32 protein-coding genes are annotated in these 20,497 nt (G+C 64.8%); all 32 read left to right on the top strand.

Features of this window, described 5'->3' with window-relative positions; genetic code table 11:
• Positions 1 to 180: 180 nt before the first annotated feature.
• Complete coding sequence (locus CLD20_RS15250) at positions 181 to 1,776, top strand: ATP-binding cassette domain-containing protein (RefSeq protein WP_224407517.1); 1,596 nt, start codon at positions 181 to 183, stop codon at positions 1,774 to 1,776.
• Positions 1,777 to 2,130: 354 nt separating this feature from the next.
• The gene (gene rpsL, locus CLD20_RS15245) at positions 2,131 to 2,502 is read left to right on the top strand and encodes a 30S ribosomal protein S12 (RefSeq protein WP_224407516.1); all 372 of its coding nucleotides are present in this window, start codon (positions 2,131 to 2,133) and stop codon (positions 2,500 to 2,502) included.
• A gap of 10 nt (positions 2,503 to 2,512) precedes the next feature.
• Positions 2,513 to 2,983, top strand: a complete 471-nt coding sequence (gene rpsG / locus CLD20_RS15240) for a 30S ribosomal protein S7 (RefSeq protein WP_224407515.1) — start codon at positions 2,513 to 2,515, stop codon at positions 2,981 to 2,983.
• A 22-nt stretch (positions 2,984 to 3,005) separates the two neighbouring features.
• Positions 3,006 to 5,096, top strand: coding sequence for an elongation factor G (gene fusA, locus CLD20_RS15235; protein ID WP_224407514.1), 2,091 nt, complete (start codon positions 3,006 to 3,008; stop codon positions 5,094 to 5,096).
• A 41-nt stretch (positions 5,097 to 5,137) separates the two neighbouring features.
• The gene (gene tuf, locus CLD20_RS15230) at positions 5,138 to 6,313 is read left to right on the top strand and encodes an elongation factor Tu (RefSeq protein WP_224407513.1); all 1,176 of its coding nucleotides are present in this window, start codon (positions 5,138 to 5,140) and stop codon (positions 6,311 to 6,313) included.
• 54 nt (positions 6,314 to 6,367) lie between these two features.
• A complete protein-coding gene (rpsJ, locus tag CLD20_RS15225; protein ID WP_026380996.1) occupies positions 6,368 to 6,676 on the top strand; it encodes a 30S ribosomal protein S10 in 309 nt (102 codons plus the stop codon).
• A 27-nt stretch (positions 6,677 to 6,703) separates the two neighbouring features.
• Positions 6,704 to 7,453 carry a 50S ribosomal protein L3 gene (gene rplC, locus CLD20_RS15220; protein ID WP_224407512.1) on the top strand — a complete coding sequence of 250 codons (750 nt, stop codon included), beginning with the start codon at positions 6,704 to 6,706 and terminating at the stop codon, positions 7,451 to 7,453.
• Positions 7,453 to 8,073, top strand: a complete 621-nt coding sequence (gene rplD, locus CLD20_RS15215) for a 50S ribosomal protein L4 (protein WP_224407511.1) — start codon at positions 7,453 to 7,455, stop codon at positions 8,071 to 8,073. The genes rplC and rplD overlap by 1 nt, the downstream gene beginning before the upstream one ends.
• On the top strand, positions 8,070 to 8,363 hold the full coding sequence (locus CLD20_RS15210) for a 50S ribosomal protein L23 (protein WP_224407510.1): 294 nt from the start codon (positions 8,070 to 8,072) through the stop codon (positions 8,361 to 8,363). Before rplD ends, CLD20_RS15210 begins: the two co-directional genes overlap by 4 nt.
• A gap of 3 nt (positions 8,364 to 8,366) precedes the next feature.
• Positions 8,367 to 9,203, top strand: a complete 837-nt coding sequence (rplB, locus tag CLD20_RS15205; RefSeq protein ID WP_224407509.1) for a 50S ribosomal protein L2 — start codon at positions 8,367 to 8,369, stop codon at positions 9,201 to 9,203.
• 34 nt (positions 9,204 to 9,237) lie between these two features.
• Positions 9,238 to 9,516, top strand: coding sequence for a 30S ribosomal protein S19 (gene rpsS / locus CLD20_RS15200; protein ID WP_224407508.1), 279 nt, complete (start codon positions 9,238 to 9,240; stop codon positions 9,514 to 9,516).
• A 2-nt stretch (positions 9,517 to 9,518) separates the two neighbouring features.
• Entirely contained in the window at positions 9,519 to 9,899 is a 381-nt protein-coding gene (gene rplV, locus CLD20_RS15195) for a 50S ribosomal protein L22 (protein WP_224407507.1), read from the top strand.
• Between the two features lie 17 nt (positions 9,900 to 9,916).
• The gene (rpsC, locus tag CLD20_RS15190) at positions 9,917 to 10,615 is read left to right on the top strand and encodes a 30S ribosomal protein S3 (RefSeq protein ID WP_224407506.1); all 699 of its coding nucleotides are present in this window, start codon (positions 9,917 to 9,919) and stop codon (positions 10,613 to 10,615) included.
• A 22-nt stretch (positions 10,616 to 10,637) separates the two neighbouring features.
• The gene (gene rplP / locus CLD20_RS15185) at positions 10,638 to 11,051 is read left to right on the top strand and encodes a 50S ribosomal protein L16 (protein WP_224407505.1); all 414 of its coding nucleotides are present in this window, start codon (positions 10,638 to 10,640) and stop codon (positions 11,049 to 11,051) included.
• 11 nt (positions 11,052 to 11,062) lie between these two features.
• Positions 11,063 to 11,269 carry a 50S ribosomal protein L29 gene (rpmC, locus tag CLD20_RS15180; RefSeq protein ID WP_224407504.1) on the top strand — a complete coding sequence of 69 codons (207 nt, stop codon included), beginning with the start codon at positions 11,063 to 11,065 and terminating at the stop codon, positions 11,267 to 11,269.
• Between the two features lie 10 nt (positions 11,270 to 11,279).
• Positions 11,280 to 11,552 carry a 30S ribosomal protein S17 gene (gene rpsQ, locus CLD20_RS15175; protein WP_224407503.1) on the top strand — a complete coding sequence of 91 codons (273 nt, stop codon included), beginning with the start codon at positions 11,280 to 11,282 and terminating at the stop codon, positions 11,550 to 11,552.
• A 37-nt stretch (positions 11,553 to 11,589) separates the two neighbouring features.
• Positions 11,590 to 11,958, top strand: coding sequence for a 50S ribosomal protein L14 (rplN, locus tag CLD20_RS15170; RefSeq protein WP_092816581.1), 369 nt, complete (start codon positions 11,590 to 11,592; stop codon positions 11,956 to 11,958).
• Between the two features lie 16 nt (positions 11,959 to 11,974).
• The gene (gene rplX, locus CLD20_RS15165; RefSeq protein ID WP_224407502.1) at positions 11,975 to 12,292 is read left to right on the top strand and encodes a 50S ribosomal protein L24; all 318 of its coding nucleotides are present in this window, start codon (positions 11,975 to 11,977) and stop codon (positions 12,290 to 12,292) included.
• Positions 12,285 to 12,857 (top strand): 50S ribosomal protein L5, encoded by a 573-nt coding sequence (gene rplE, locus CLD20_RS15160; protein ID WP_224407501.1) that lies wholly within the window; start codon positions 12,285 to 12,287, stop codon positions 12,855 to 12,857. Before rplX ends, rplE begins: the two co-directional genes overlap by 8 nt.
• Before the next feature lie 45 nt (positions 12,858 to 12,902).
• The gene (gene rpsN / locus CLD20_RS15155) at positions 12,903 to 13,208 is read left to right on the top strand and encodes a 30S ribosomal protein S14 (RefSeq protein ID WP_224407500.1); all 306 of its coding nucleotides are present in this window, start codon (positions 12,903 to 12,905) and stop codon (positions 13,206 to 13,208) included.
• Positions 13,209 to 13,218: 10 nt separating this feature from the next.
• On the top strand, positions 13,219 to 13,617 hold the full coding sequence (gene rpsH / locus CLD20_RS15150) for a 30S ribosomal protein S8 (protein ID WP_224407499.1): 399 nt from the start codon (positions 13,219 to 13,221) through the stop codon (positions 13,615 to 13,617).
• Positions 13,618 to 13,646: 29 nt separating this feature from the next.
• Positions 13,647 to 14,180: a 50S ribosomal protein L6 gene (gene rplF / locus CLD20_RS15145; protein WP_224407498.1), complete on the top strand. Its 534-nt coding sequence runs from the start codon at positions 13,647 to 13,649 to the stop codon at positions 14,178 to 14,180.
• Positions 14,181 to 14,192: 12 nt separating this feature from the next.
• Positions 14,193 to 14,567 (top strand): 50S ribosomal protein L18, encoded by a 375-nt coding sequence (gene rplR, locus CLD20_RS15140; RefSeq protein WP_304504365.1) that lies wholly within the window; start codon positions 14,193 to 14,195, stop codon positions 14,565 to 14,567.
• A gap of 64 nt (positions 14,568 to 14,631) precedes the next feature.
• A complete protein-coding gene (gene rpsE, locus CLD20_RS15135; protein ID WP_224407497.1) occupies positions 14,632 to 15,216 on the top strand; it encodes a 30S ribosomal protein S5 in 585 nt (194 codons plus the stop codon).
• A 3-nt stretch (positions 15,217 to 15,219) separates the two neighbouring features.
• Positions 15,220 to 15,408, top strand: coding sequence for a 50S ribosomal protein L30 (rpmD, locus tag CLD20_RS15130; protein WP_224407496.1), 189 nt, complete (start codon positions 15,220 to 15,222; stop codon positions 15,406 to 15,408).
• A 29-nt stretch (positions 15,409 to 15,437) separates the two neighbouring features.
• The gene (gene rplO, locus CLD20_RS15125) at positions 15,438 to 15,929 is read left to right on the top strand and encodes a 50S ribosomal protein L15 (RefSeq protein WP_224407495.1); all 492 of its coding nucleotides are present in this window, start codon (positions 15,438 to 15,440) and stop codon (positions 15,927 to 15,929) included.
• A 20-nt stretch (positions 15,930 to 15,949) separates the two neighbouring features.
• A complete protein-coding gene (gene secY, locus CLD20_RS15120) occupies positions 15,950 to 17,287 on the top strand; it encodes a preprotein translocase subunit SecY (RefSeq protein ID WP_224407494.1) in 1,338 nt (445 codons plus the stop codon).
• The gene (locus CLD20_RS15115; RefSeq protein WP_224407493.1) at positions 17,284 to 17,940 is read left to right on the top strand and encodes an adenylate kinase; all 657 of its coding nucleotides are present in this window, start codon (positions 17,284 to 17,286) and stop codon (positions 17,938 to 17,940) included. The genes secY and CLD20_RS15115 overlap by 4 nt, the downstream gene beginning before the upstream one ends.
• Positions 17,941 to 18,140: 200 nt before the next feature.
• A complete protein-coding gene (gene rpsM, locus CLD20_RS15110; protein WP_224407492.1) occupies positions 18,141 to 18,509 on the top strand; it encodes a 30S ribosomal protein S13 in 369 nt (122 codons plus the stop codon).
• 15 nt (positions 18,510 to 18,524) lie between these two features.
• Positions 18,525 to 18,914 carry a 30S ribosomal protein S11 gene (gene rpsK / locus CLD20_RS15105; protein ID WP_224407491.1) on the top strand — a complete coding sequence of 130 codons (390 nt, stop codon included), beginning with the start codon at positions 18,525 to 18,527 and terminating at the stop codon, positions 18,912 to 18,914.
• 87 nt (positions 18,915 to 19,001) lie between these two features.
• On the top strand, positions 19,002 to 20,024 hold the full coding sequence (locus CLD20_RS15100; protein WP_224407490.1) for a DNA-directed RNA polymerase subunit alpha: 1,023 nt from the start codon (positions 19,002 to 19,004) through the stop codon (positions 20,022 to 20,024).
• A 51-nt stretch (positions 20,025 to 20,075) separates the two neighbouring features.
• Positions 20,076 to 20,495 carry a 50S ribosomal protein L17 gene (gene rplQ, locus CLD20_RS15095; protein ID WP_224407489.1) on the top strand — a complete coding sequence of 140 codons (420 nt, stop codon included), beginning with the start codon at positions 20,076 to 20,078 and terminating at the stop codon, positions 20,493 to 20,495.
• Positions 20,496 to 20,497 lie beyond the last annotated feature (2 nt).

Genomic DNA, 20,497 nt, shown 5'->3' with positions numbered 1-20,497 from the left:
AAGAGGCCGGCGCAACGCCGGCCTTTTTCTTTTTGGGGGCGCCATCGCGGGCTCTCTTGGACGCACCCTCGCGGGCTTTCACCCCGCGCTCACAGTGCCTATCTGAGGCGAGGCCAATGGAGGGACCGATGAACGACCGGCAGAGCATTTTTTCTTCAGCTCTTCGCGTCGAGGTCTCTCATGCACGCCCTTGCCAGCATCCGGCACATCTTTCTCTCCACCCCTGACGGGCGTCCTCTCGCCCATGATCTTTCCCTGACCCTTGGGCGCGAGCGCGTCGGGCTCGTCGGGCGAAACGGCTCCGGCAAGTCGACACTGATCGGTGTCATCGCCGGCGAGCGCGAGCCTGCGGCGGGAACCGTTGCCCGCTTCGGGCGGATTTCCGTGCTGCGCCAGGACTGGCCGGACGGCTCGGTGACGCTGGCGGAGGCGCTCGGCGTGGCAGCCAGGCTCGCGCGCCTCGCCGAGGTGCAGCGCGCCGGCTGGGGCGCCGAGACGCTCGCGGACGAGGAGTGGGGGCTGGAGGAGCGTATCGGCGCGACGATGTCGCGTCTCGGTCTTGGCGGCCTCTCGCTCGGCCTGCCCCTTGCCTCGCTCAGTGGCGGCGAGCGGACCCGCCTCTCGATCGCCCGACTGCTTCTTGAAAGTCCGGACCTCCTTCTCCTCGACGAGCCGACCAACAATCTCGACCGTTCCGGACGGCAGGTGATCGCCGATCTCGTCGCGGGCTGGCGGGGAGGGGTTCTGGTCGCGGGGCACGACCGCGAGCTTCTTGAGGGCATGGATCGCATCGTCGAGCTCAGCGCTGTCGGTGCGACATCCTTCGGTGGGGGCTGGAGCGCGTTCGCCGAGGCGCGCGCGGCAAGGCGGCGCGGGGCGGAGGCGGAGCTCGCGCAGGCGAAGGCCGCGCTGTCGCGAAGCGAAAGGGACGTTCAGGCGCGGCGCGAACGCAAGGCGCAGCGCGCAAAGCCCGGGCTCCGGGCGCGCGCCGAGCGCAGCAACAGCAAGCTGCTGCTCGACGCGGCCAAGGAGAGATCGGAGCGCACCGCATCACGCGACAGGCTTCTCGGCGAACGAATTGTCGAGGAGCGGGCAGGGGAGCTTGAAGCGGCGCGCCGGGCGGTTGAGGTTCTCACCCCGCTGGAAATGCGCCTGCCGCCGAGCGGCCTTGCGGCAAGCCGGGAGCTGCTTGCTTTCGAGGAGGTGACGCTCATGCGGGGCGGGCGCACACTCTTCGAACCGCTCTCGCTTGTCGTCAGGGGGCCGACGCGCCTGGCGCTGCGCGGCCCGAACGGGTCGGGCAAGAGCAGCCTGCTCGCGCTCGCCATGGGCGCTCTCCGTCCAACCGCCGGCCATGTTCGCCGGTTTGAGGGTGCGATTGCGCTTCTTGACCAGTGGGTGCGGATTCTCGACCCTGGGGAGACGGTCCTTGCCAACATCAGGCGCCTTGCGCCGGCGCTTGATGAGAACGGCGCCAGGGCGGGGCTCGCGCGATTCGCTTTCCGCGGCGAGGCGGCGCTGCAGCGGGTGGAGAATCTCAGCGGCGGCGAGCGCCTCAGGGCAGGGCTTGCCTGCGTCTTCTCGTCGGGCACGATCCAGCTCCTCCTCCTCGACGAGCCGACCAACCACCTCGACATCGAATCGATCGAGGTTCTCGAGGCGGCCCTTCGCGCGTATGACGGGGCCTTCATCGTCGCGAGCCACGACGAGACGTTCCTGGATTCGCTCGGACTGAGCGGAGAGATTCGTTTGGGGACCGGAAAAGGCGCGGGTTGACGTGGCGACTGGCCTATCGTCACTTCGCCGCATGGCTGCTTCGCGGGTTTCTAGGCCTTTTGCGGCCATGCGCGGGACAAAACCTCGCCGCGCGGGGTTGACGTAAAACCTCACCACGTCTAGATGACGACAACCCAGCGGGCAGGCGGTAAGCCAAGCCCTGTTTCGTGCGTCCATAGCGCGGGACTTCAAGGTTTAGACGCTGCCCGGGTTTGAATGCGATCGAAGTCGGATCATGATTGCGGGGAATACCCGTAATCCTCTGTTTCTGTGCACCGCGGCCGGTTTGGCGATGCGGTGCGATTTTCGTCGCGCTCGACAAGGAATTCTTGAGGAACGGGAAGCCGGATCTTTATGCCGACGATCAACCAGCTCATCCGCAAACCGCGCCACGACAAGCCGCGGCGCAACAAGGTGCCGGCTCTCGAGGCCAATCCGCAGAAGCGCGGCGTTTGCACGCGCGTCTACACCACGACCCCGAAGAAGCCGAACTCGGCGCTTCGTAAGGTCGCCAAGGTTCGCCTGACCAACGGCTACGAGGTCGTCGGCTATATCCCGGGCGAAGGGCACAACCTTCAGGAGCACTCCGTGGTGATGATCCGCGGCGGGCGCGTGAAGGATCTGCCGGGCGTGCGCTATCACGTGCTGCGCGGCGTGCTCGATACCCAGGGCGTCAAAGATCGTCGCCAGCGCCGTTCGAAGTACGGCGCCAAGCGGCCGAAGTAAGGAGACAGGGATGTCGCGACGCCGGCGTGCCGAGAAGCGTGAGATCAATCCGGATCCGAAATACGGGGACCGGGTGATCTCGAAGTTCATGAATTCCGTGATGTATCACGGCAAGAAATCGGCTGCCGAATCGATCGTCTACGGGGCGCTCGAATCGGTGGAGGGCCGCATGCGCCAGGACCCGGTGGCGATTTTCCACCAGGCGCTGGACAACGTCATGCCGCATGTCGAGGTGCGCTCCCGCCGTGTCGGCGGTGCCACCTATCAGGTGCCGGTCGAGGTGCGCGTGGATCGCCGTCAGGCCCTCGCCATCCGCTGGCTGATCACGGCGGCGCGCGGACGTAACGAGCGGACCATGGAAGAGCGCCTTTCCGGCGAGCTTCTGGACGCCGCCAACAACCGCGGCAATGCCGTGAAGAAGCGCGAGGATACGCACCGGATGGCCGAGGCCAACCGCGCCTTCTCGCATTACCGCTGGTAGCAGCAGACAGACGAGACCACCTATGCCCCGCGACTATAAGATCGAGGACTACCGCAACTTCGGCATCATGGCTCACATCGATGCCGGGAAGACCACGACTACGGAGCGGATCCTCTTCTACACCGGAAAGTCCCACAAGATGGGCGAGGTCCATGAGGGCGCTGCCACCATGGACTGGATGGAGCAGGAGCAGGAGCGGGGCATCACGATCACCTCGGCTGCCACGACCACTTTCTGGGAAGGCCGCGACGGCAAGAAGCGGCGCCTCAACATCATCGACACGCCGGGCCATGTGGACTTCACCATTGAGGTGGAGCGTTCGCTGCGCGTGCTCGACGGCGCCATCGCGCTTCTCGATGCCAATGCGGGCGTTGAGCCGCAGACGGAGACCGTCTGGCGGCAGGCGGACAAGTACAAAGTTCCGCGCATGATCTTCGTCAACAAGATGGACAAGATCGGCGCCGATTTTTACCGCTGCGTGGAAATGATCGAGGAGCGCCTCGGCGCCCAGCCGCTGGTGCTGCAGCTTCCGGTCGGCGCGGAAAGCGACTTCAAGGGCGTCGTCGATCTCATCGAGATGAATGCCCGCCTCTGGCGCGACGAGACCCTCGGCGCCCAGTGGGACGACGTGGAAATCCCGGCCGAGCTTCAGGCGAAGGCCGAGGAGTGGCGCGAGAAGCTCATCGAGACCGTCGTGGAGCTCGATGACGAGGTGATGGAAGCCTATCTGGAGGGCAACGCTCCGGACAACGACACCATCCGCAGGCTCGTACGCAAGGGAACCTGCGCGGTGCAGTTCTTCCCGGTGCTCGCCGGCTCCGCCTTCAAGAACAAGGGCGTGCAGCTCCTTCTGGACGCTGTCGTCGACTACCTGCCGAGCCCGATCGAGGTTCCTTCCATTCGCGGCATCGACCCGAAGTCCGGCGAGGAGGTGAAGCGCATCTCCTCCGACGACGAGCCGGTTTCGATGCTGGCCTTCAAGATCATGAACGACCCGTTCGTCGGTTCGCTCACCTTCGCGCGCATCTATTCCGGCAAGCTGGAAGCGGGTTCTGCGCTGGTGAACACGGTGAAGGAGAAGCGCGAGCGCATCGGCCGCATGCTGCTGATGCACTCCAACAACCGTGAAGACATCAAGGAGGCCTTTGCCGGCGACATCGTCGCTCTCGTTGGCCTCAAGGACACGACGACCGGCGACACGCTTTGCGATCCGAACAAGCCGGTCATCCTGGAGCGCATGGAGTTCCCCGAGCCGGTCATCGAGATCGCCATCGAGCCCGCCTCCAAGGCCGACCAGGAGAAGATGGGCATCGCCCTCAACCGCCTGGCACAGGAGGATCCGTCCTTCCGCGTGAAGACGGACGAGGAATCGGGCCAGACGATCATCGCCGGCATGGGCGAGCTGCATCTCGACATTCTGGTCGACCGCATGAAGCGCGAGTTCAAGGTCGCGGCGAATATCGGTCAGCCGCAGGTCGCCTATCGCGAGACGATCACGCAGCAGGCCGAGATCGACTACACCCACAAGAAGCAGACCGGCGGTTCGGGCCAGTTCGCCCGCGTCAAGATCATGTTCGAGCCGCAGGAGCCGGGCGAAGGCTTCACGTTCAATTCCAAGATCGTCGGCGGCAACGTGCCGAAGGAGTACATTCCGGGCGTCCAGAAGGGCCTCGAAAGCGTGCTCGGCAACGGTGTCCTCGCCGGCTTCCCGATGGTCGACATCAAGGCGACGCTGCTCGACGGCGCCTACCATGACGTCGATTCCTCGGTGTTGGCCTTCGAGATCGCGGCGCGTGCCGCCTTCCGCGAAGGTGCCCAGAAGGCGAAGCCGGTTCTTCTGGAGCCGGTGATGAAGGTCGAGGTGGTGACGCCGGACGAATATACCGGGTCGGTCATCGGCGACCTCAACTCCCGCCGTGGCCAGGTGCAGGGGCAGGAGATGCGTGGCAACGCCACCGTCATCAACGCCATGGTCCCGCTCGCCAACATGTTCGGCTACGTCAACACGCTGCGCTCCATGAGCCAGGGCCGGGCGCAGTACACGATGCAGTTCGACCATTACTCGCCGGTGCCGAGCCAGGTCGCCCAGGAAATTCAATCCAAGTACGCCTGATTTCTACTGAAACAGGTTGAGAAGTCAGACGGAGAGAGCTGATGGCAAAAGAGAAGTTTTCGCGCACGAAGCCGCATGTGAACATCGGGACGATCGGTCACGTCGACCACGGCAAGACGACGCTGACGGCGGCGATCACGAAGTTCTTCGGCGAGTATCGTGCCTACGACCAGATCGACGCGGCGCCTGAGGAGAAGGCGCGCGGCATCACGATCTCGACGGCGCATGTGGAGTACGAGACGGAGAACCGTCACTACGCCCATGTCGACTGCCCGGGGCATGCCGACTACGTGAAGAACATGATCACGGGCGCGGCGCAGATGGACGGCGCGATCCTGGTGGTTTCGGCCGCGGACGGCCCGATGCCGCAGACGCGCGAGCACATTCTTCTCGCCCGTCAGGTCGGCGTTCCGGCGCTGGTCGTCTACATGAACAAGGTCGACCAGGTGGACGACGAGGAGCTTCTGGAGCTCGTCGAGCTTGAGGTTCGCGAGCTGCTTTCCTCCTACGAGTTCCCGGGCGACGACATTCCGGTGGTGAAGGGCTCGGCCCTTGTGGCGCTGGAAGACGGCGACAAGACGATGGGCGAGGATTCGGTGCGGGCGCTGATGGCGGCCGTGGACGATTACATCCCGACGCCGGAGCGCCCGATCGACCAGCCGTTCCTGATGCCGATCGAGGACGTGTTCTCGATTTCCGGGCGCGGCACGGTGGTGACGGGACGCGTGGAGCGCGGCCAGGTGAAGGTCGGCGAGGAAGTGGAGATTGTCGGCATCCGCGACACCCGCAAGACGGTGGTGACGGGTGTGGAGATGTTCCGCAAGCTGCTGGATTCGGGCCAGGCGGGCGACAATATCGGCGCGCTTCTGCGCGGCATCGACCGCGAGGGCGTGGAGCGCGGGCAGATCCTGTGCAAGCCGGGCTCGGTGACGCCGCACACGAAGTTCAAGGCCGAGGCCTACATCCTGACGAAGGAGGAGGGTGGCCGTCACACGCCGTTCTTCACCAACTACCGCCCGCAGTTCTATTTCCGCACGACGGATGTCACGGGTGTCGTGCATCTGCCGGAAGGCACGGAGATGGTGATGCCGGGCGACAACGTGGAAATGACGGTGGAGCTGATCGTGCCGATCGCCATGGAGGAGAAGCTGCGCTTCGCCATCCGTGAAGGCGGCAGGACCGTCGGCGCCGGTATCGTCTCTTCCATCATCGAGTAACAAGGATCTGGCGCGGGCGATCCCGTCCGCGCCGGCTTCTGACGAGGCAAGATAATGAACGGGCAGAACATCCGTATCCGGCTAAAGGCCTTCGATCACCGTGTGCTCGACAGCTCCACCGCCGAGATTGTCTCGACGGCCAAGAGGACCGGTGCGCAGGTGCGCGGACCTATCCCGCTGCCGACCCGGATCGAGAAGTTCACTGTGAACCGCTCGCCGCACATCGACAAGAAGAGCCGCGAGCAGTTCGAGATCCGCACGCACAAGCGTCTTCTCGATATTCTCGATCCGACGCCGCAGACGGTCGACGCACTCATGAAGCTCGACCTCGCCGCTGGCGTCGATGTCGAGATCAAGCTCTAGCGGATACCTGACGAAGGGAACACCAGGATGCGTTCTGGCGTCATCGCAAAAAAGCTCGGCATGACCCGGGTCTACACGGAGGCTGGCGAACAGGTGCCGGTTACCGTGCTTCGGCTCGACAATTGCCAGGTCGTCGCGCAGCGGACGGCGGAGAAGGACGGCTATACGGCCGTTCAGCTCGGCGTCGGCCTCGCCAAGGCCAAGAATACGCCCAAGGCCATGCGTGGCCACTTCGCCAAGGCGGAAGTGGAGCCCAAGCGCAAGGTTGCGGAGTTCCGTGTGAGCCCGGAGAACCTCATCGAGGTGGGCGCCGAGATCACGGCCGAGCACTTCCTGCCCGGCCAGTATGTCGACGTCACCGGCACCTCGATCGGCAAGGGCTTCGCCGGCGCCATGAAGCGTCATGGTTTCGGCGGCCTCAGGGCCACCCACGGCGTCTCGGTTTCGCACCGCTCGCACGGTTCCACCGGCAATCGCCAGGATCCGGGCAAGGTGTTCAAGAACAAGAAGATGGCCGGCCATATGGGCGACACCCGCGTCACCACGCAGAACCTGCAGGTGGTGCGCACCGACGCGGAGAGGGGCCTCATCCTGATCCGCGGCGCGGTGCCGGGTGCCAAGGGCGGCCTGCTGCTGGTGCGCGATGCCATCAAGAAGTCCGCGCCGGATGGCGTGCCGACTCCTGCGGCTCTGCGCAAGGCGAACGGTAATTCGGCCGAGACGGCCCAGGCACAGGCAACGTCCGAAGCGCCTGCGGGCGAAGGGGGCGAGGAATAATGGAACTCAATGTCACCACGCTCGCCGGCAAGTCGGCTGGCAAGGTATCGGTCTCGGACGAGGTCTTCGGCCTTGAGCCCCGCACCGACATCCTGCAGCGGATGATCCGCTACCAGCTGCTGAAGCGCCAGCAGGGCACGCACAAGGCGAAGGATCGCGGCGAGGTCTCCATGACCACGGCCAAGATGTACCGCCAGAAGGGCACCGGCCGCGCCCGCCACGGCTCCAAGAAGCCTGGCCTGTTCCGGGGCGGCGGCAAGTCCTTCGGCCCGGTCGTGCGCTCGCATGCGATCGACCTGCCGAAGAAGGTGCGCGCCCTCGCCCTCAAGCATGCGCTTTCGGTGCGTGCCAAGAGCGACAGCCTCATCGTCATCGACGAGGCGAAGGCGGGCGACGCCAAGACCAAGGCGCTCGCCGTGCAGTTCGCCGGGCTCGGCCTGACGAGCGCGCTGATCGTCGACGGTGCCGCGCTGGATGACGGCTTTGCCCGTGCCGCGCGCAACCTGAAGGGCGTCGACGTGCTGCCGGTGCAGGGCATCAACGTCTACGACATTCTGCGCCGCGACACGCTGGTCCTGACGAAGGCCGCGCTCGAGGCGCTGGAGGAGCGGTTCAAATGACCAGCCTCAAGCACTACGACACGATCGTCTCGCCGGTGATCACCGAAAAATCGACGCTCGCCTCGGAGCACAACCAGGTTGTCTTCAAGGTTGCGATCGGCGCGACGAAGCCGGAGATCCGCGATGCGGTCGAGGCGCTCTTCAAGGTCAAGGTGGAGAGCGTGAACACGCTGCTCCGCAAGGGCAAGACGAAGCGTTTCCGCGGCATCAAGGGCCGGCAGAAAGATTTCAAAAAAGCGATCGTGACCCTCAAAGAAGGTCACTCGATCGACGTGACGACGGGTCTTTAAGCCATGGCTTTGAAAACCTTCAATCCGCGTACGCCGGGCCAGCGCCAGCTGGTTCTCGTCGACCGCTCTGGCCTCTGGACCGGCAAGCCGGAAAAGAGCCTGACGGAGGGTCTGACGAAGTCGGGCGGGCGTAACAATTTCGGCCGGGCGACCGCGCGTCGTCGTGGTGGCGGGCACAAGCGCGCCTACCGCATCATCGACTTCAAGCGTCGCAAGTTCGACGTGGCCGGCAAGGTGGAGCGTCTGGAATACGATCCGAACCGCTCCGCGTTCATCGCCCTCGTGCGTTACGAGGACGGCGAGATTTCCTACATCCTGGCGCCGCAGCGCCTGGCGGAAGGCGACACGATCATCGCCGGCCAGTCGAATGTCGACGTGAAGCCGGGTAACGCCATGCCGCTGCGCTCCATGCCGGTGGGCACGATCATCCACAATGTGGAGCTGAAGCCGGGCCGTGGCGGCCAGATGGCGCGCTCGGCGGGTGCTTATGCGCAGATCGTCGGCCGCGACCAGGGCTACACGGTCATCCGTCTCGGTTCGGGCGAGCAGCGTCTCGTCCACGGCACCTGCATGGCGACCGTCGGTGCGGTTTCGAACCCGGATCATTCCAACGTCAACCTCGGCAAGGCCGGGCGTTCGCGCTGGCTCGGACGTCGTCCGAGCGTGCGCGGCGTTGCAATGAACCCGATCGACCATCCGCATGGCGGTGGTGAAGGGCGTACCTCGGGCGGCCGGCATCCGGTCACGCCTTGGGGCAAGCCGACCAAGGGCAAGCGCACGCGTTCCAACAAGGCGTCGCAAAAGTACATCGTCCGCTCCCGGCACACCCGTAAGAAGTGACGGGCCGGGAACGAGCATCAGGAGTTTAGGCGAAGTGGCACGTTCAGTTTGGAAAGGCCCGTTCTTCGACGGCTTCCTTCTCAAGAAGTCAGAGAAGGCGCGCGAGTCCGGCCGCAAGGAAGTGATCAAGATCTGGAGCCGTCGTTCCACGATCCTGCCCCAGTTCGTCGGGCTCACTTTCGGCGTCCACAACGGTCACAAGCACATTCCCGTGCTCGTGACCGAGGACATGATCGGACACAAGTTCGGCGAATTCGCTCCGACGCGCACCTATTACGGGCATGCGGCGGACAAGAAGGCGAAGAGGAAGTAACGATGGGCAAGCCCAAGCGTGAGCGGGCGCTCGGCGACAACGAGGCCAGGGCGGTGGCGCGGATGATCCGCGTTTCCCCGCAGAAGCTGAACCTCGTCGCCGGCCTTATCCGCGGCAAGAAGGTGTCGTCGGCGCTCGCCGACCTGACCTTCTCGCGCAAGCGGATCGCCTTCCAGGTGAAAAAGACCCTGGAAAGCGCCATTGCGAATGCGGAGAACAATCACGATCTGGACGTGGACAGCCTGGTCGTGGCGGAAGCCCATGTGGGCAAGGCGCTGGTGATGAAGCGTTTCTCGCCCAGGGCACGCGGCAGGGTGGGACGCATCACCAAGCCGTTTTCAAATCTCACCATCGTCGTGCGCGAAGTCGAGGACGCGGCCTAAGCGCCGGGGAGCAAGGTATGGGACAGAAAGTCAATCCGATCGGGCTGAGGCTCGGCATCAACAAGACCTGGGATTCGCGCTGGTTCGCCAATGACGCGGAATACGGTCCGTTGCTGCACGAGGATCTGCGGATCCGCGCCGCGCTGATGGACGACCTGAAGCAGGCCGCGGTCTCCAAGATCGTGATCGAGCGTCCGCACAAGAAGTGCCGCGTCACGATCCATACTGCCCGGCCGGGCATCGTCATCGGCAAGAAGGGCGCCGACATCGAGAAGCTGCGCCGCAAGGTGGCGCGCCTCACCGACTCGGAAGTCCACATCAACATCGTGGAAGTCCGCAAGCCGGAGATCGACGCCACGCTGATCGCGCAGTCGATCGCCCAGCAGCTGGAGCGCCGCGTCGCCTTTCGGCGCGCCATGAAGCGCTCGGTGCAGTCGGCGATGCGCCTCGGCGCCCAGGGCATTCGGATCGCCTGCGGCGGCCGCCTCGGCGGCGCCGAGATCGCCCGCGCGGAATGGTATCGCGAGGGGCGGGTGCCGCTGCATACGCTGCGCGCCGATATCGATTACGGCACGGCCACGGCCCATACGGCCTACGGCACGATCGGCATCAAAGTCTGGGTGTTCAAGGGCGAGATCCTGGAGCACGACCCGTTCGCCTCCGAGAAGCGCCTCCTTGAGGGGCCCGAGGCTTCCCGTCGCGGCGCCTCGGCCTGACCCGAAGGATTGAGAGAAGAAAATGCTGCAACCCAAGCGCACAAAGTTCCGCAAGGCGCATAAGGGCCGCATCCACGGCACGGCGAAGGGTGGAACGGACCTCAATTTCGGCTCTTTCGGCCTGAAGGCCGTCGAGCCGGAGCGGATCACCGCGCGCCAGATCGAGGCGGCCCGCCGCGCCATCACGCGTCACATGAAGCGTGCCGGCCGGGTGTGGATCCGCATCTTCCCCGACCTGCCGGTTTCTTCCAAGCCGACGGAAGTGCGCATGGGTAAGGGCAAGGGCACGCCGGAATACTGGGCCGCCCGCGTCCATCCGGGTCGCATCATGTTCGAGATCGACGGCGTTGCCGAGGTCACGGCGCGCGAGGCGCTTCGCCTCGGCGCGGCCAAGCTGCCGGTGAAGACGCGTGTCGTCACCCGGATCGGCGAGTAAGGGACAAGGCCATGAAGGCGAGCGAATTGAACACCAAGACCGCCGACGAGCTCACGGACGAGCTGGCGCGGTTGAAGAAAGAGCAGCTCAATCTGCGTTTCCAGCAGGCGACCGGCCAGCTGGAAAAGACCGCGCGCGTTCGCGAGGTCCGTCGCACGATTGCGCGCATCAAGACGATCGCGGCGCAGCAGAAGCGCGCCTCGGCGAAGAAGGCTTAAGGAGCGAACGATGCCGAAACGCGTGTTGCAGGGGACGGTGGTGAGCGACAGCTCCGACAAGACGGTCACCGTCGACGTGGAGCGCCGCTTCACGCACCCGCTCCTGAAGAAGACCGTGCGTCGTACGAAGAAGTACCAGGCGCACGATCCGGAGAACCAGTTCAAGGTCGGTGACGTGATCTTCATCCAGGAGACGCGTCCGATCTCGAAATCGAAAAAGTGGCTCGCGCTCGGCAAGGATATTCCGAGCGAAGCCGGCGCAACGGACGAGGCCCGGGGCTGAGGCTCCGGCAAGCGAAGAACAAGAAGGACGTCGGGCGATGATCCAGATGCAGACCAACCTCGATGTGGCGGATAATTCCGGCGCGCGCCGCGTGCAGTGCATCAAGGTGCTCGGCGGCTCGAAGCGCAAATATGCCCATGTCGGCGACATCATCGTGGTTTCCGTGAAGGAGGCCATTCCGCGCGGTCGCGTGAAGAAGGGCGATGTGATGAAGGCGGTCGTGGTTCGCACGGCCAAGGACATCCGTCGGGCGGACGGAAGCGTCATCCGCTTCGACAAGAATGCGGCCGTTCTGGTCAACAACCAGAAAGAGCCGGTCGGCACGCGTATCTTCGGCCCGGTTCCGCGCGAGTTGCGCGCCAAGAACCACATGAAGATCATCTCGCTGGCGCCGGAAGTGCTGTGAAAAGGGTTTTTTGACGATGGCCGCGAAGATCAAGAAGGGCGACAGGGTCGTAGTGCTCGCCGGCAAGGATAAAGGCCGGTCGGGCGAGGTGATCCGTGTGATGCCGAAAGACAACCGGGCGCTGGTCCGCGGGGTGAACATGATCACCCGGCATCAGCGCCAGACCGCGAGCGAGGAAGGCGGAATCGTGCGCAAGGAAGCGCCGATCCATCTTTCCAACCTGGCGATCGAGGACCGGGAATCGGGCAAGGCGACGCGTGTCGGCTTCCGCTTCCTGGACGACGGTCGCAAGGTCCGCGTCTCCAAGCGTTCGGGAGAAACCATCGATGGCTGAGGCCGCTTTCGACATTGAGTCCTACGAGCCGCGGCTCCGGGCACTCTACCGCGACGAGGTCGTGCCGAAGCTCAAGGAAGAGTTCGGCTACGCCAATCCCATGGTCGTGCCGCGGCTGGACAAGGTCGTGCTCAACATGGGCATCGGCGAGGCCGTGAGCGATTCCAAGAAGGTGCAGTCGGCCGCCGAGGATCTGGCGCTGATCGCCGGCCAGAAGCCGGTCATCACCCGGGCACGCAAGTCGATCGCCACCTTCAAGCTGCGCGAGGGCATGGCCGTCGGCACCAAGGTGACGCTGCGGCGCGAGAGGATGTTCGAGTTCGTCGACCGTCTGATCAACGTCGCCCTGCCGCGCGTGCGCGACTTCCGCGGCCTCGACCCGAAGAGCTTCGACGGGCGGGGCAACTACGCCCTCGGCATCAAGGAGCACATCGTGTTCCCGGAAGTGAACTACGACAAGGTCGAGCAGATCTGGGGTATGGACATCATCGTCTGCACGACGGCGCAGACGGACGAAGAGGGGCGTGCGCTCCTCAAGGCATTCAACTTCCCCTTCCGGCAGTAGCGGGCGAGCCCGCTAGACGCGGCAGGGACGAGAGAGGCTTATTAGATGGCGAAAAAGAGCGCGATCGAGAAGAACCAGCGGCGGATGAAGCTGGTGAAGCAGTATGCGGCCAAGCGCGAGACGCTGAAGGCACTGGCGGCGGACGAGAGCCTGTCGGACCAGGAGCGCTTCGCCGCGCGGCTGAAGCTCGCCAAGCTTCCGCGTAATTCCTCGCCTTCGCGAGTGCGCAACCGTTGCGAGGTGACCGGTCGTCCGCGCGCCTTCTATCGCAAGCTCAAGATGAGCCGTGTGGCGCTGCGCGATCTGGGCAATGAGGGGAAGATCCCCGGCCTCGTGAAGTCGAGCTGGTAAGGGCAAGACCATGTCTGTGAACGATCCTCTCGGCGATATGCTGACACGTATCCGCAACGCGCAGAGCCGCGGGCGGACCTCGGTTTCATCGCCGTCCTCCAAGCTGAGGGTGCGCGTCCTCGACGTGCTCCAGGCCGAAGGCTATATCCGCGGCTATTCGGAAGTCGAGCATTCCAACGGCACCGCCGAAGTGCAGATCGAGCTGAAATATGCCGAGGGCACGCCGGTGATCCGCGAGATTCAGCGTGTGTCCACGCCGGGCCGCCGGGTGTACACCTCCGTGAAATCCATCCCCGTCGTCCACAAGGGGCTGGGCGTGTCGATCCTGTCGACGCCGAAGGGCGTGATGGCCGATTACGACGCGCGCGAGCACAATGTGGGCGGCGAGGTTCTGTGCCGGGTCTTTTAGGGCCGGCCTGAAGAAGCGAGACAGAAATCATGTCGCGAATTGGCAAAAAGCCGGTCGTCATCCCCTCCGGGGTCAACGCTTCGGTCGAAGGCAAGACGGTGAAGGCGAAGGGCCCGAAGGGCGAGCTTTCCGTGGAGCTGGTCGACGAAGTGACGGTCGCCATGGGCGAGGACGGCATCCAGATCGATCCGATCAACAAGTCCAAGGAGGCCCGTTCGGCCTGGGGCATGTCGCGCACCTTGGTGCAGAACATCGTCACCGGGGTGAGCGAGGGCTTTCAGCGGCGGCTTGAGATCAACGGCGTCGGCTACCGCGCCGCGGCGCAGGGCAAGAACCTTTCCCTGTCGCTCGGCTACAGCCACGAGGTGAACTACCCCGTGCCGGAGGGTATCGAGATTGCCACGCCGAGGCCGACGGAGATCATCATCTCCGGCATCGACAAGCAGGTGGTGGGCCAGGTGGCCGCCGAAATTCGCGGCTGGCGTCCGCCGGAGCCCTACAAGGGCAAGGGCGTGAAGTACGCCGAGGAACGCATCTTCCGCAAGGAAGGCAAGAAGAAGTAACGGAGCGGGACGATGGGTATCTCAAATACGCGCCAGCGCATGCGCACGGACCGCCGCAGGGGCCGGGTTCGCAGCGCGCTGAGGAAAGTGGCGTTCGGTCGGCCGAGGCTCTCGGTCTTCCGCTCCTCGCAGCACATCTATGCGCAGATCATCGACGATGTGCGCGGGCATACGGTGGCGGCTGCCTCCACGCTCGACAAGGAGCTGCGCGAGAAGCTGAAGACCGGCGCCAACCGGGACGCGGCTTCGGAAGTCGGCCGCCTGGTCGCCGAAAGGGCGAAGGCGGCGGGCGTCGAAAACGTGCAGTTCGACCGCGGAAGCTATATCTATCACGGCCGGATCAAGGCGCTGGCGGATGCCGCGCGTGAAGCCGGGCTGCAGTTCTAAGCAATAAAGCCAGCGAGCCCGCCGGGACGCCCGGCAGACGAGCAGACACACGGACGAAAAATTCATGGCGCAGCACAGAGAACGATCAAATCGCGGTGGCGGACGCAGGGAGCGTGACGACAAGGTCGACAGCGAATTCGTCGACAAGCTCGTGCACATCAACCGCGTCGCCAAGGTGGTGAAGGGCGGTCGTCGCTTCGGCTTCGCCGCGCTCGTGGTGGTCGGTGACCAGCGCGGCCGCGTCGGCTTCGGCCACGGCAAGGCGCGCGAGGTGCCGGAGGCGATCCGCAAGGCGACCGAGGCGGCAAAGCGCACCATGATCCGCGTGCCGCTGCGCGAGGGCCGTACGCTGCATCACGACATTGCCGGCCGCCACGGTGCGGGCCGGGTGCTGATGCGCGCTGCTCCGGCCGGTACCGGCATCATCGCCGGCGGTCCGATGCGCGCGGTCTTCGAGACGCTCGGCGTGCACGATGTCGTCGCCAAGTCGCTCGGCACCTCGAACCCCTACAACATGGTGCGCGCCACCTTCGACGCGCTGAAGCGTCAGGACAGCCCCCGGGCCGTCGCAGCGCGCCGTGGCATCAAGATCTCGACGCTGCAGTCCCGCCGTCAGGCGGAGGCCGGCACCGAAGCGCAGGGAGCCTAAGAAATGGCTGACAAGACTGTCACCGTTGAGCAGACGGGCAGCCCTCTGCGCCGGCCCGCCGACCAGCGCCAGACGCTGATCGGCCTCGGCCTCAACAAACAGCGCCGCCGCTCGACGCTGCCGGATACGCCGGCAACGCGCGGCATGATCGCCAAAGTGCAGCATCTCGTTCGCGTCGTCGAAGAGAGCTGAGAAATCGATTCCGAGTCAGGGCTTAACCCATGAAACTCAATGAACTTTCCGACAATCCGGGCTCCGGCAAGGCGCGCAAGCGCCCCGGCCGCGGCATCGGCTCGGGCCTCGGCAAGACCGGCGGCCGCGGCGTGAAAGGCCAGACCTCGCGCTCGGGCGTCGCCATCAAGGGCTTCGAGGGTGGCCAGATGCCGCTGCATCGGCGCCTGCCGAAGCGCGGCTTCACGAATATCTTCCGCAAGGACTACACGACGGTCAATCTCGGCCGGCTGCAGCAGGCCGTGGATGCGGGCAAGCTCGACGCCAAGAAGACGGTCGACGCCGCCGCGCTGAAGGAAGCCGGCGTGATCCGTCGCACGAAGGACGGCGTCCGCCTCCTCGGCGGCGGCGAACTGACGGCCAAGCTCACCATCGATGTCGCGGGCGCCTCGCGCTCGGCGATCGAGGCGGTCGAGAAGGCCGGCGGCTCGGTCAAGGTCAGCGCTCCGGCGCAGACGCCTGAAGCCAAAGAAGACGCGTAACCCAGCACTTCGGAGTTCTGATGGCCTCCGCCGCCGAACAGCTCGCCTCCAATCTCAACTTCGGCGCCTTCTCGAAGGCGACGGAGCTGAAGAAAAGGATCTGGTTCACCCTCGGCGCGCTGCTCGTCTATCGGCTGGGCACGTACATCCCGCTGCCGGGCATCAACATCGAGGCCCTTCAGCAGGCCTTCGAGCAGCAGTCCCAGGGCATCCTCGGGGTCTTCAACATGTTCGCCGGCGGTGCCGTCGGACGTATGGCGATCTTCGCCCTGGGCATCATGCCCTACATCTCCGCCTCCATCATCATCCAGCTGATGACGACTGTGATCCCGCAGCTCGACCAGCTGAAGAAGGAAGGAGAGCAGGGCCGCAAGATCATCAACCAGTATACCCGCTATCTGACGGTGGTCCTGGCGACCGTGCAGTCCTACGGCATCGCCGTCGGGCTGGAAGGCTCGTCCTCGGGCATCGTCGCCGATCCGGGCTGGTTCTTCCGCTTCACCGCAGTGGTGACGCTGACCGGCGGCACCGTGTTCCTGATGTGGCTCGGCGAGCAGATCACCTCGCGGGGCATCGGCAACGGCATCTCGCTGATCATCTTCTCCGGCATCGTGGCGAACCTGCCGACGGCCGCCGCCGGAACGCTGGAGCTCGGGCGCCAGGGCGCGCTTTCGACGCCGGTGATCCTGACGGTGATCATTCTGGCCGTCGTCGTCATCGCCTTCATCGTCTTCATGGAGCGGGCGCAGCGCCGCCTCATCATCCAGTATCCCAAGCGGCAGATGGGCAACCGGATGTTCCAGGGCGACACCTCGCACCTGCCGCTGAAGCTCAACACGTCGGGCGTCATCCCGCCGATCTTCGCCTCCTCGCTCTTGCTGCTGCCGATCACGGTGGCGAACTTCTCGGCGGCGCAGGGTCCGGCCTGGCTCACCCAGGTGACGGCGATGCTCGGCCGCGGCCAGCCGCTGCACATGGCGATCTATGCGGCGCTGATCATCTTCTTCGCCTTCTTCTACACGGCGATCGTCTTCAATCCGCAGGACACCGCCGACCAGCTGAAGAAGCATGGCGGCTTCATTCCGGGCATCCGTCCGGGCCAGCGTACGGCCGAGTACATCGACTACGTTCTGACCCGCATCACGGTCGCCGGTGCCGCCTATCTGGTCATCGTCTGCCTGCTGCCGGAATTCCTGATCGCGGAGCTTTCGGTTCCCTTCTACTTCGGCGGCACCTCGCTTCTGATCGTGGTGTCGGTGACGATGGATACGGTCTCCCAGGTGCAGGGGCATCTGCTGGCGCATCAGTATGAAGGCCTGGTCAAGAAGACGAAGCTCCGGGGGAGCCGTCGCAGATGAGGCTTATCATTCTCGGGCCTCCGGGCGCTGGCAAGGGCACCCAGGCCCAGAGGCTGGTGGAAAAGCACGGTCTCGTACAGCTCTCCACCGGCGACATGCTGCGCGATGCCGCCGCTGCCGGAACGCCGGTCGGCAAGCAGGCCAAGGCTCTGATGGATCAGGGCTCGCTCGTTCCCGACGAGGTGGTGATCAACATCATCTCCGAACGCCTTGACGAGCCCGACGTGCGCAAGGGCTTCGTGCTCGACGGGTTTCCGCGCACGCTGAAGCAGGCCGACGCGCTCGAGGGGCTTCTGGCGGAGAAGGGATTGCCGCTCGACGGCGTGATTCTTCTCGCCGTTGACGACGATGCACTGGTGGAACGCGTCGGGGGGCGCTACACCTGCGCCAAGTGCGGCGAAATCTACCATGATGCGAACAAGAAGCCTGCCGTGGAAGGCGTGTGCGACGTCTGCGGCTCGCACGAGTTCAAGCGTCGCGCCGACGACAACGCGGAAACGATGCGAACCCGACTGCACGCGTTCTACAAGGATACCTCGCCGCTGGTTGGCTACTACTACGCCAAGGGCAGGCTGAGGACGGTCGACGGCATGGCGACGCCCGAGAAGGTCGCCGCGGCGATCGAGGATGTGATGGGGGAGCTGAAAGGCTGAGTTTCCCGCCTGCGTATTTCGGGCGGAGCGGTTGACGAAAGGCCGCTGAAAGACTATCTCCGGCGCAATCCTGAAGTGCGGATAACGGCGCCGAAGCTTGATTGAGCTTGGGGCGTCGTTTTTTGGCGTTTCGTCCCGAACAGGTGAAGACGGGGCGCTCCGCGAGACGCGGGTAGCGCCAGACAAGAAGGAGCACAGGCGTGGCACGTATTGCTGGCGTCAACATTCCGACGAACAAGCGCGTCGTCGTCGCCCTCCAGGCGATCCACGGTATCGGTCCGGCCATGGCCCGAGAGATCGTGGAGAAGGCCAATATCGACATGGCGCGGAGGGTGAACGAACTCTCCGATTCCGAGATTCTGCTGATTCGCGAGGCGATCGACCGCGACTACATCGTGGAAGGCGATCTTCGCCGCGAAGCCGCGATGAACATCAAGCGTCTGATGGATCTCGGCTGCTACCGCGGCCTGAGGCATCGCCGCGGCCTGCCGGTTCGCGGTCAGCGCACGCATACCAATGCCAGGACCCGCAAGGGCCCGGCCAAAGCCATCGCCGGCAAGAAAAAGTAAGGGGCCTTTACGAATATGGCTAAGGACACCACCCGCATTCGCCGGCGTGAACGCAAGAACATCACTTCGGGCATCGCCCATGTGAGTTCGACGTTCAACAACACCATGATCACCATCACCGACGTGCAGGGGAACACGATCTCCTGGTCGTCGGCCGGTGCGCAGGGCTTCAAGGGCTCGCGCAAATCCACCCCTTACGCCGCGCAGGTCGCTGCCGAAACCGCCGCCCAGAAGGCGCAGGAACACGGCATGCGCACGCTCGAGGTCGAGGTCTCCGGGCCCGGCTCCGGACGCGAGTCGGCGCTGCGCGCTCTACAGGCGGCCGGCTTTACGATCACCTCGATCCGTGACGTGACGCCGATCCCGCACAACGGCTGCCGCCCGCCGAAACGGCGCCGCGTCTGACCGAGCCAGGCTCCTGCGAGCCTGCGGCGCCGCCGCGGGCTCGCTTCAGCTTCGCGACCGGTCATCCAAAACGAAAGGTTCGCCCCCGTGAACGTCATTCAGAAGAACTGGCAGGATCTGATCAAGCCGAACAAGCTTGAGGTGAAGCACGGCTCCGATGCGAGCCGTCTTGCGACGGTCGTCGCCGAGCCGCTCGAGCGTGGCTTCGGCCTGACGCTCGGCAACGCGTTGCGGCGCGTGCTGCTTTCCTCCCTGCAGGGCGCGGCCGTCACCAGCCTGCAGATCGACGGCGTGCTGCACGAGTTTTCCTCCATCGCCGGCGTGCGTGAGGACGTCACCGACATCGTCCTCAACGTCAAGGAAGTCGCCATCAAGATGGAAGGCGAGGGTCCCAAGCGCATGACCCTGCGCAAGTCCGGTCCGGGCGTCGTCGTTGCCGGCGACATCCAGACCGTTGGCGACATCGAGGTCCTCAATCCCGAGCATGTGATCTGCACCCTCGACGAGGGCGCCGACATCCGCATGGAGCTGACCGTCGACATCGGCAAGGGCTACGTCCCGGCCGACCGCAACCGCCCGGAAGACGCGCCGATCGGCCTCATCCCGGTCGATAGCCTCTATTCGCCGGTCAAGAAGGTTTCCTACCGGGTGGAGAACACCCGTGAGGGCCAGGTGCTCGACTACGACAAGCTGACGCTGTCGCTGGAGACGGACGGCTCGCTCTCGCCGGACGATGCAGTCGCATATGCCGCGCGCATCCTGCAGGACCAGCTCTCCATCTTCGTCAACTTCGACGAGCCGAAGAAGGAAGAGGTCCACGAGACCACTCCGGAGCTTGCCTTCAACCCGGCGCTGCTGAAGAAGGTCGACGAGCTGGAGCTTTCGGTCCGCTCGGCGAACTGCCTGAAGAACGACAACATCGTCTATATCGGCGACCTCATCCAGAAGACCGAGGCGGAGATGCTGCGCACCCCGAACTTCGGCCGCAAGTCGCTGAACGAGATCAAGGAGGTGCTGGCTTCCATGGGTCTGCATCTCGGCATGGAAGTGACGAACTGGCCGCCGGACAATATCGACGACCTGGCCAAGCGCTTCGAGGACCAGTACTGAGCGATTGAATGGACCGCGGCGGGAGCCGCCGTCCGCAGAGGAGACAAGGCCATGCGCCACAGGAAAACCGGCCGCAAGCTGAACCGTACGTCGAGCCATCGCCAGGCGATGTTCGCCAACATGGCAGCGGCGCTCATCCGCCACGAGCAGATCGTCACGACCCTGCCGAAAGCCAAGGAGCTGCGTCCCTTCGTGGAGAAGCTCGTGACGCTCGGCAAGCGCGGCGACCTGCATGCACGGCGCATCGCCATGTCGCGCCTGCGCGACGAGGAGATGGTCAAGAAGCTGTTTGCGACCATCGGGCCGCGCTACGGCGAGCGCAACGGCGGCTACACCCGCATCATGAAGGCGGGCTTCCGCTATGGCGACAGCGCCCCGGTTGGCGTGATCGAGTTCGTCGATCGCGACGAGAGCGCCCGTGGCGCGGGCGATCGCGCCCGCATGGAAGCGGAGGAGGCGGAGGCCGCGTAAGC

The organism is Afifella sp. IM 167 (genome assembly GCF_020144925.1).
Classification (GTDB): domain Bacteria; phylum Pseudomonadota; class Alphaproteobacteria; order Rhizobiales; family Afifellaceae; genus Afifella.
Note: the sequence above shows the minus strand (reverse complement) of the source record. Positions and strands in the feature narration are given on the sequence as shown.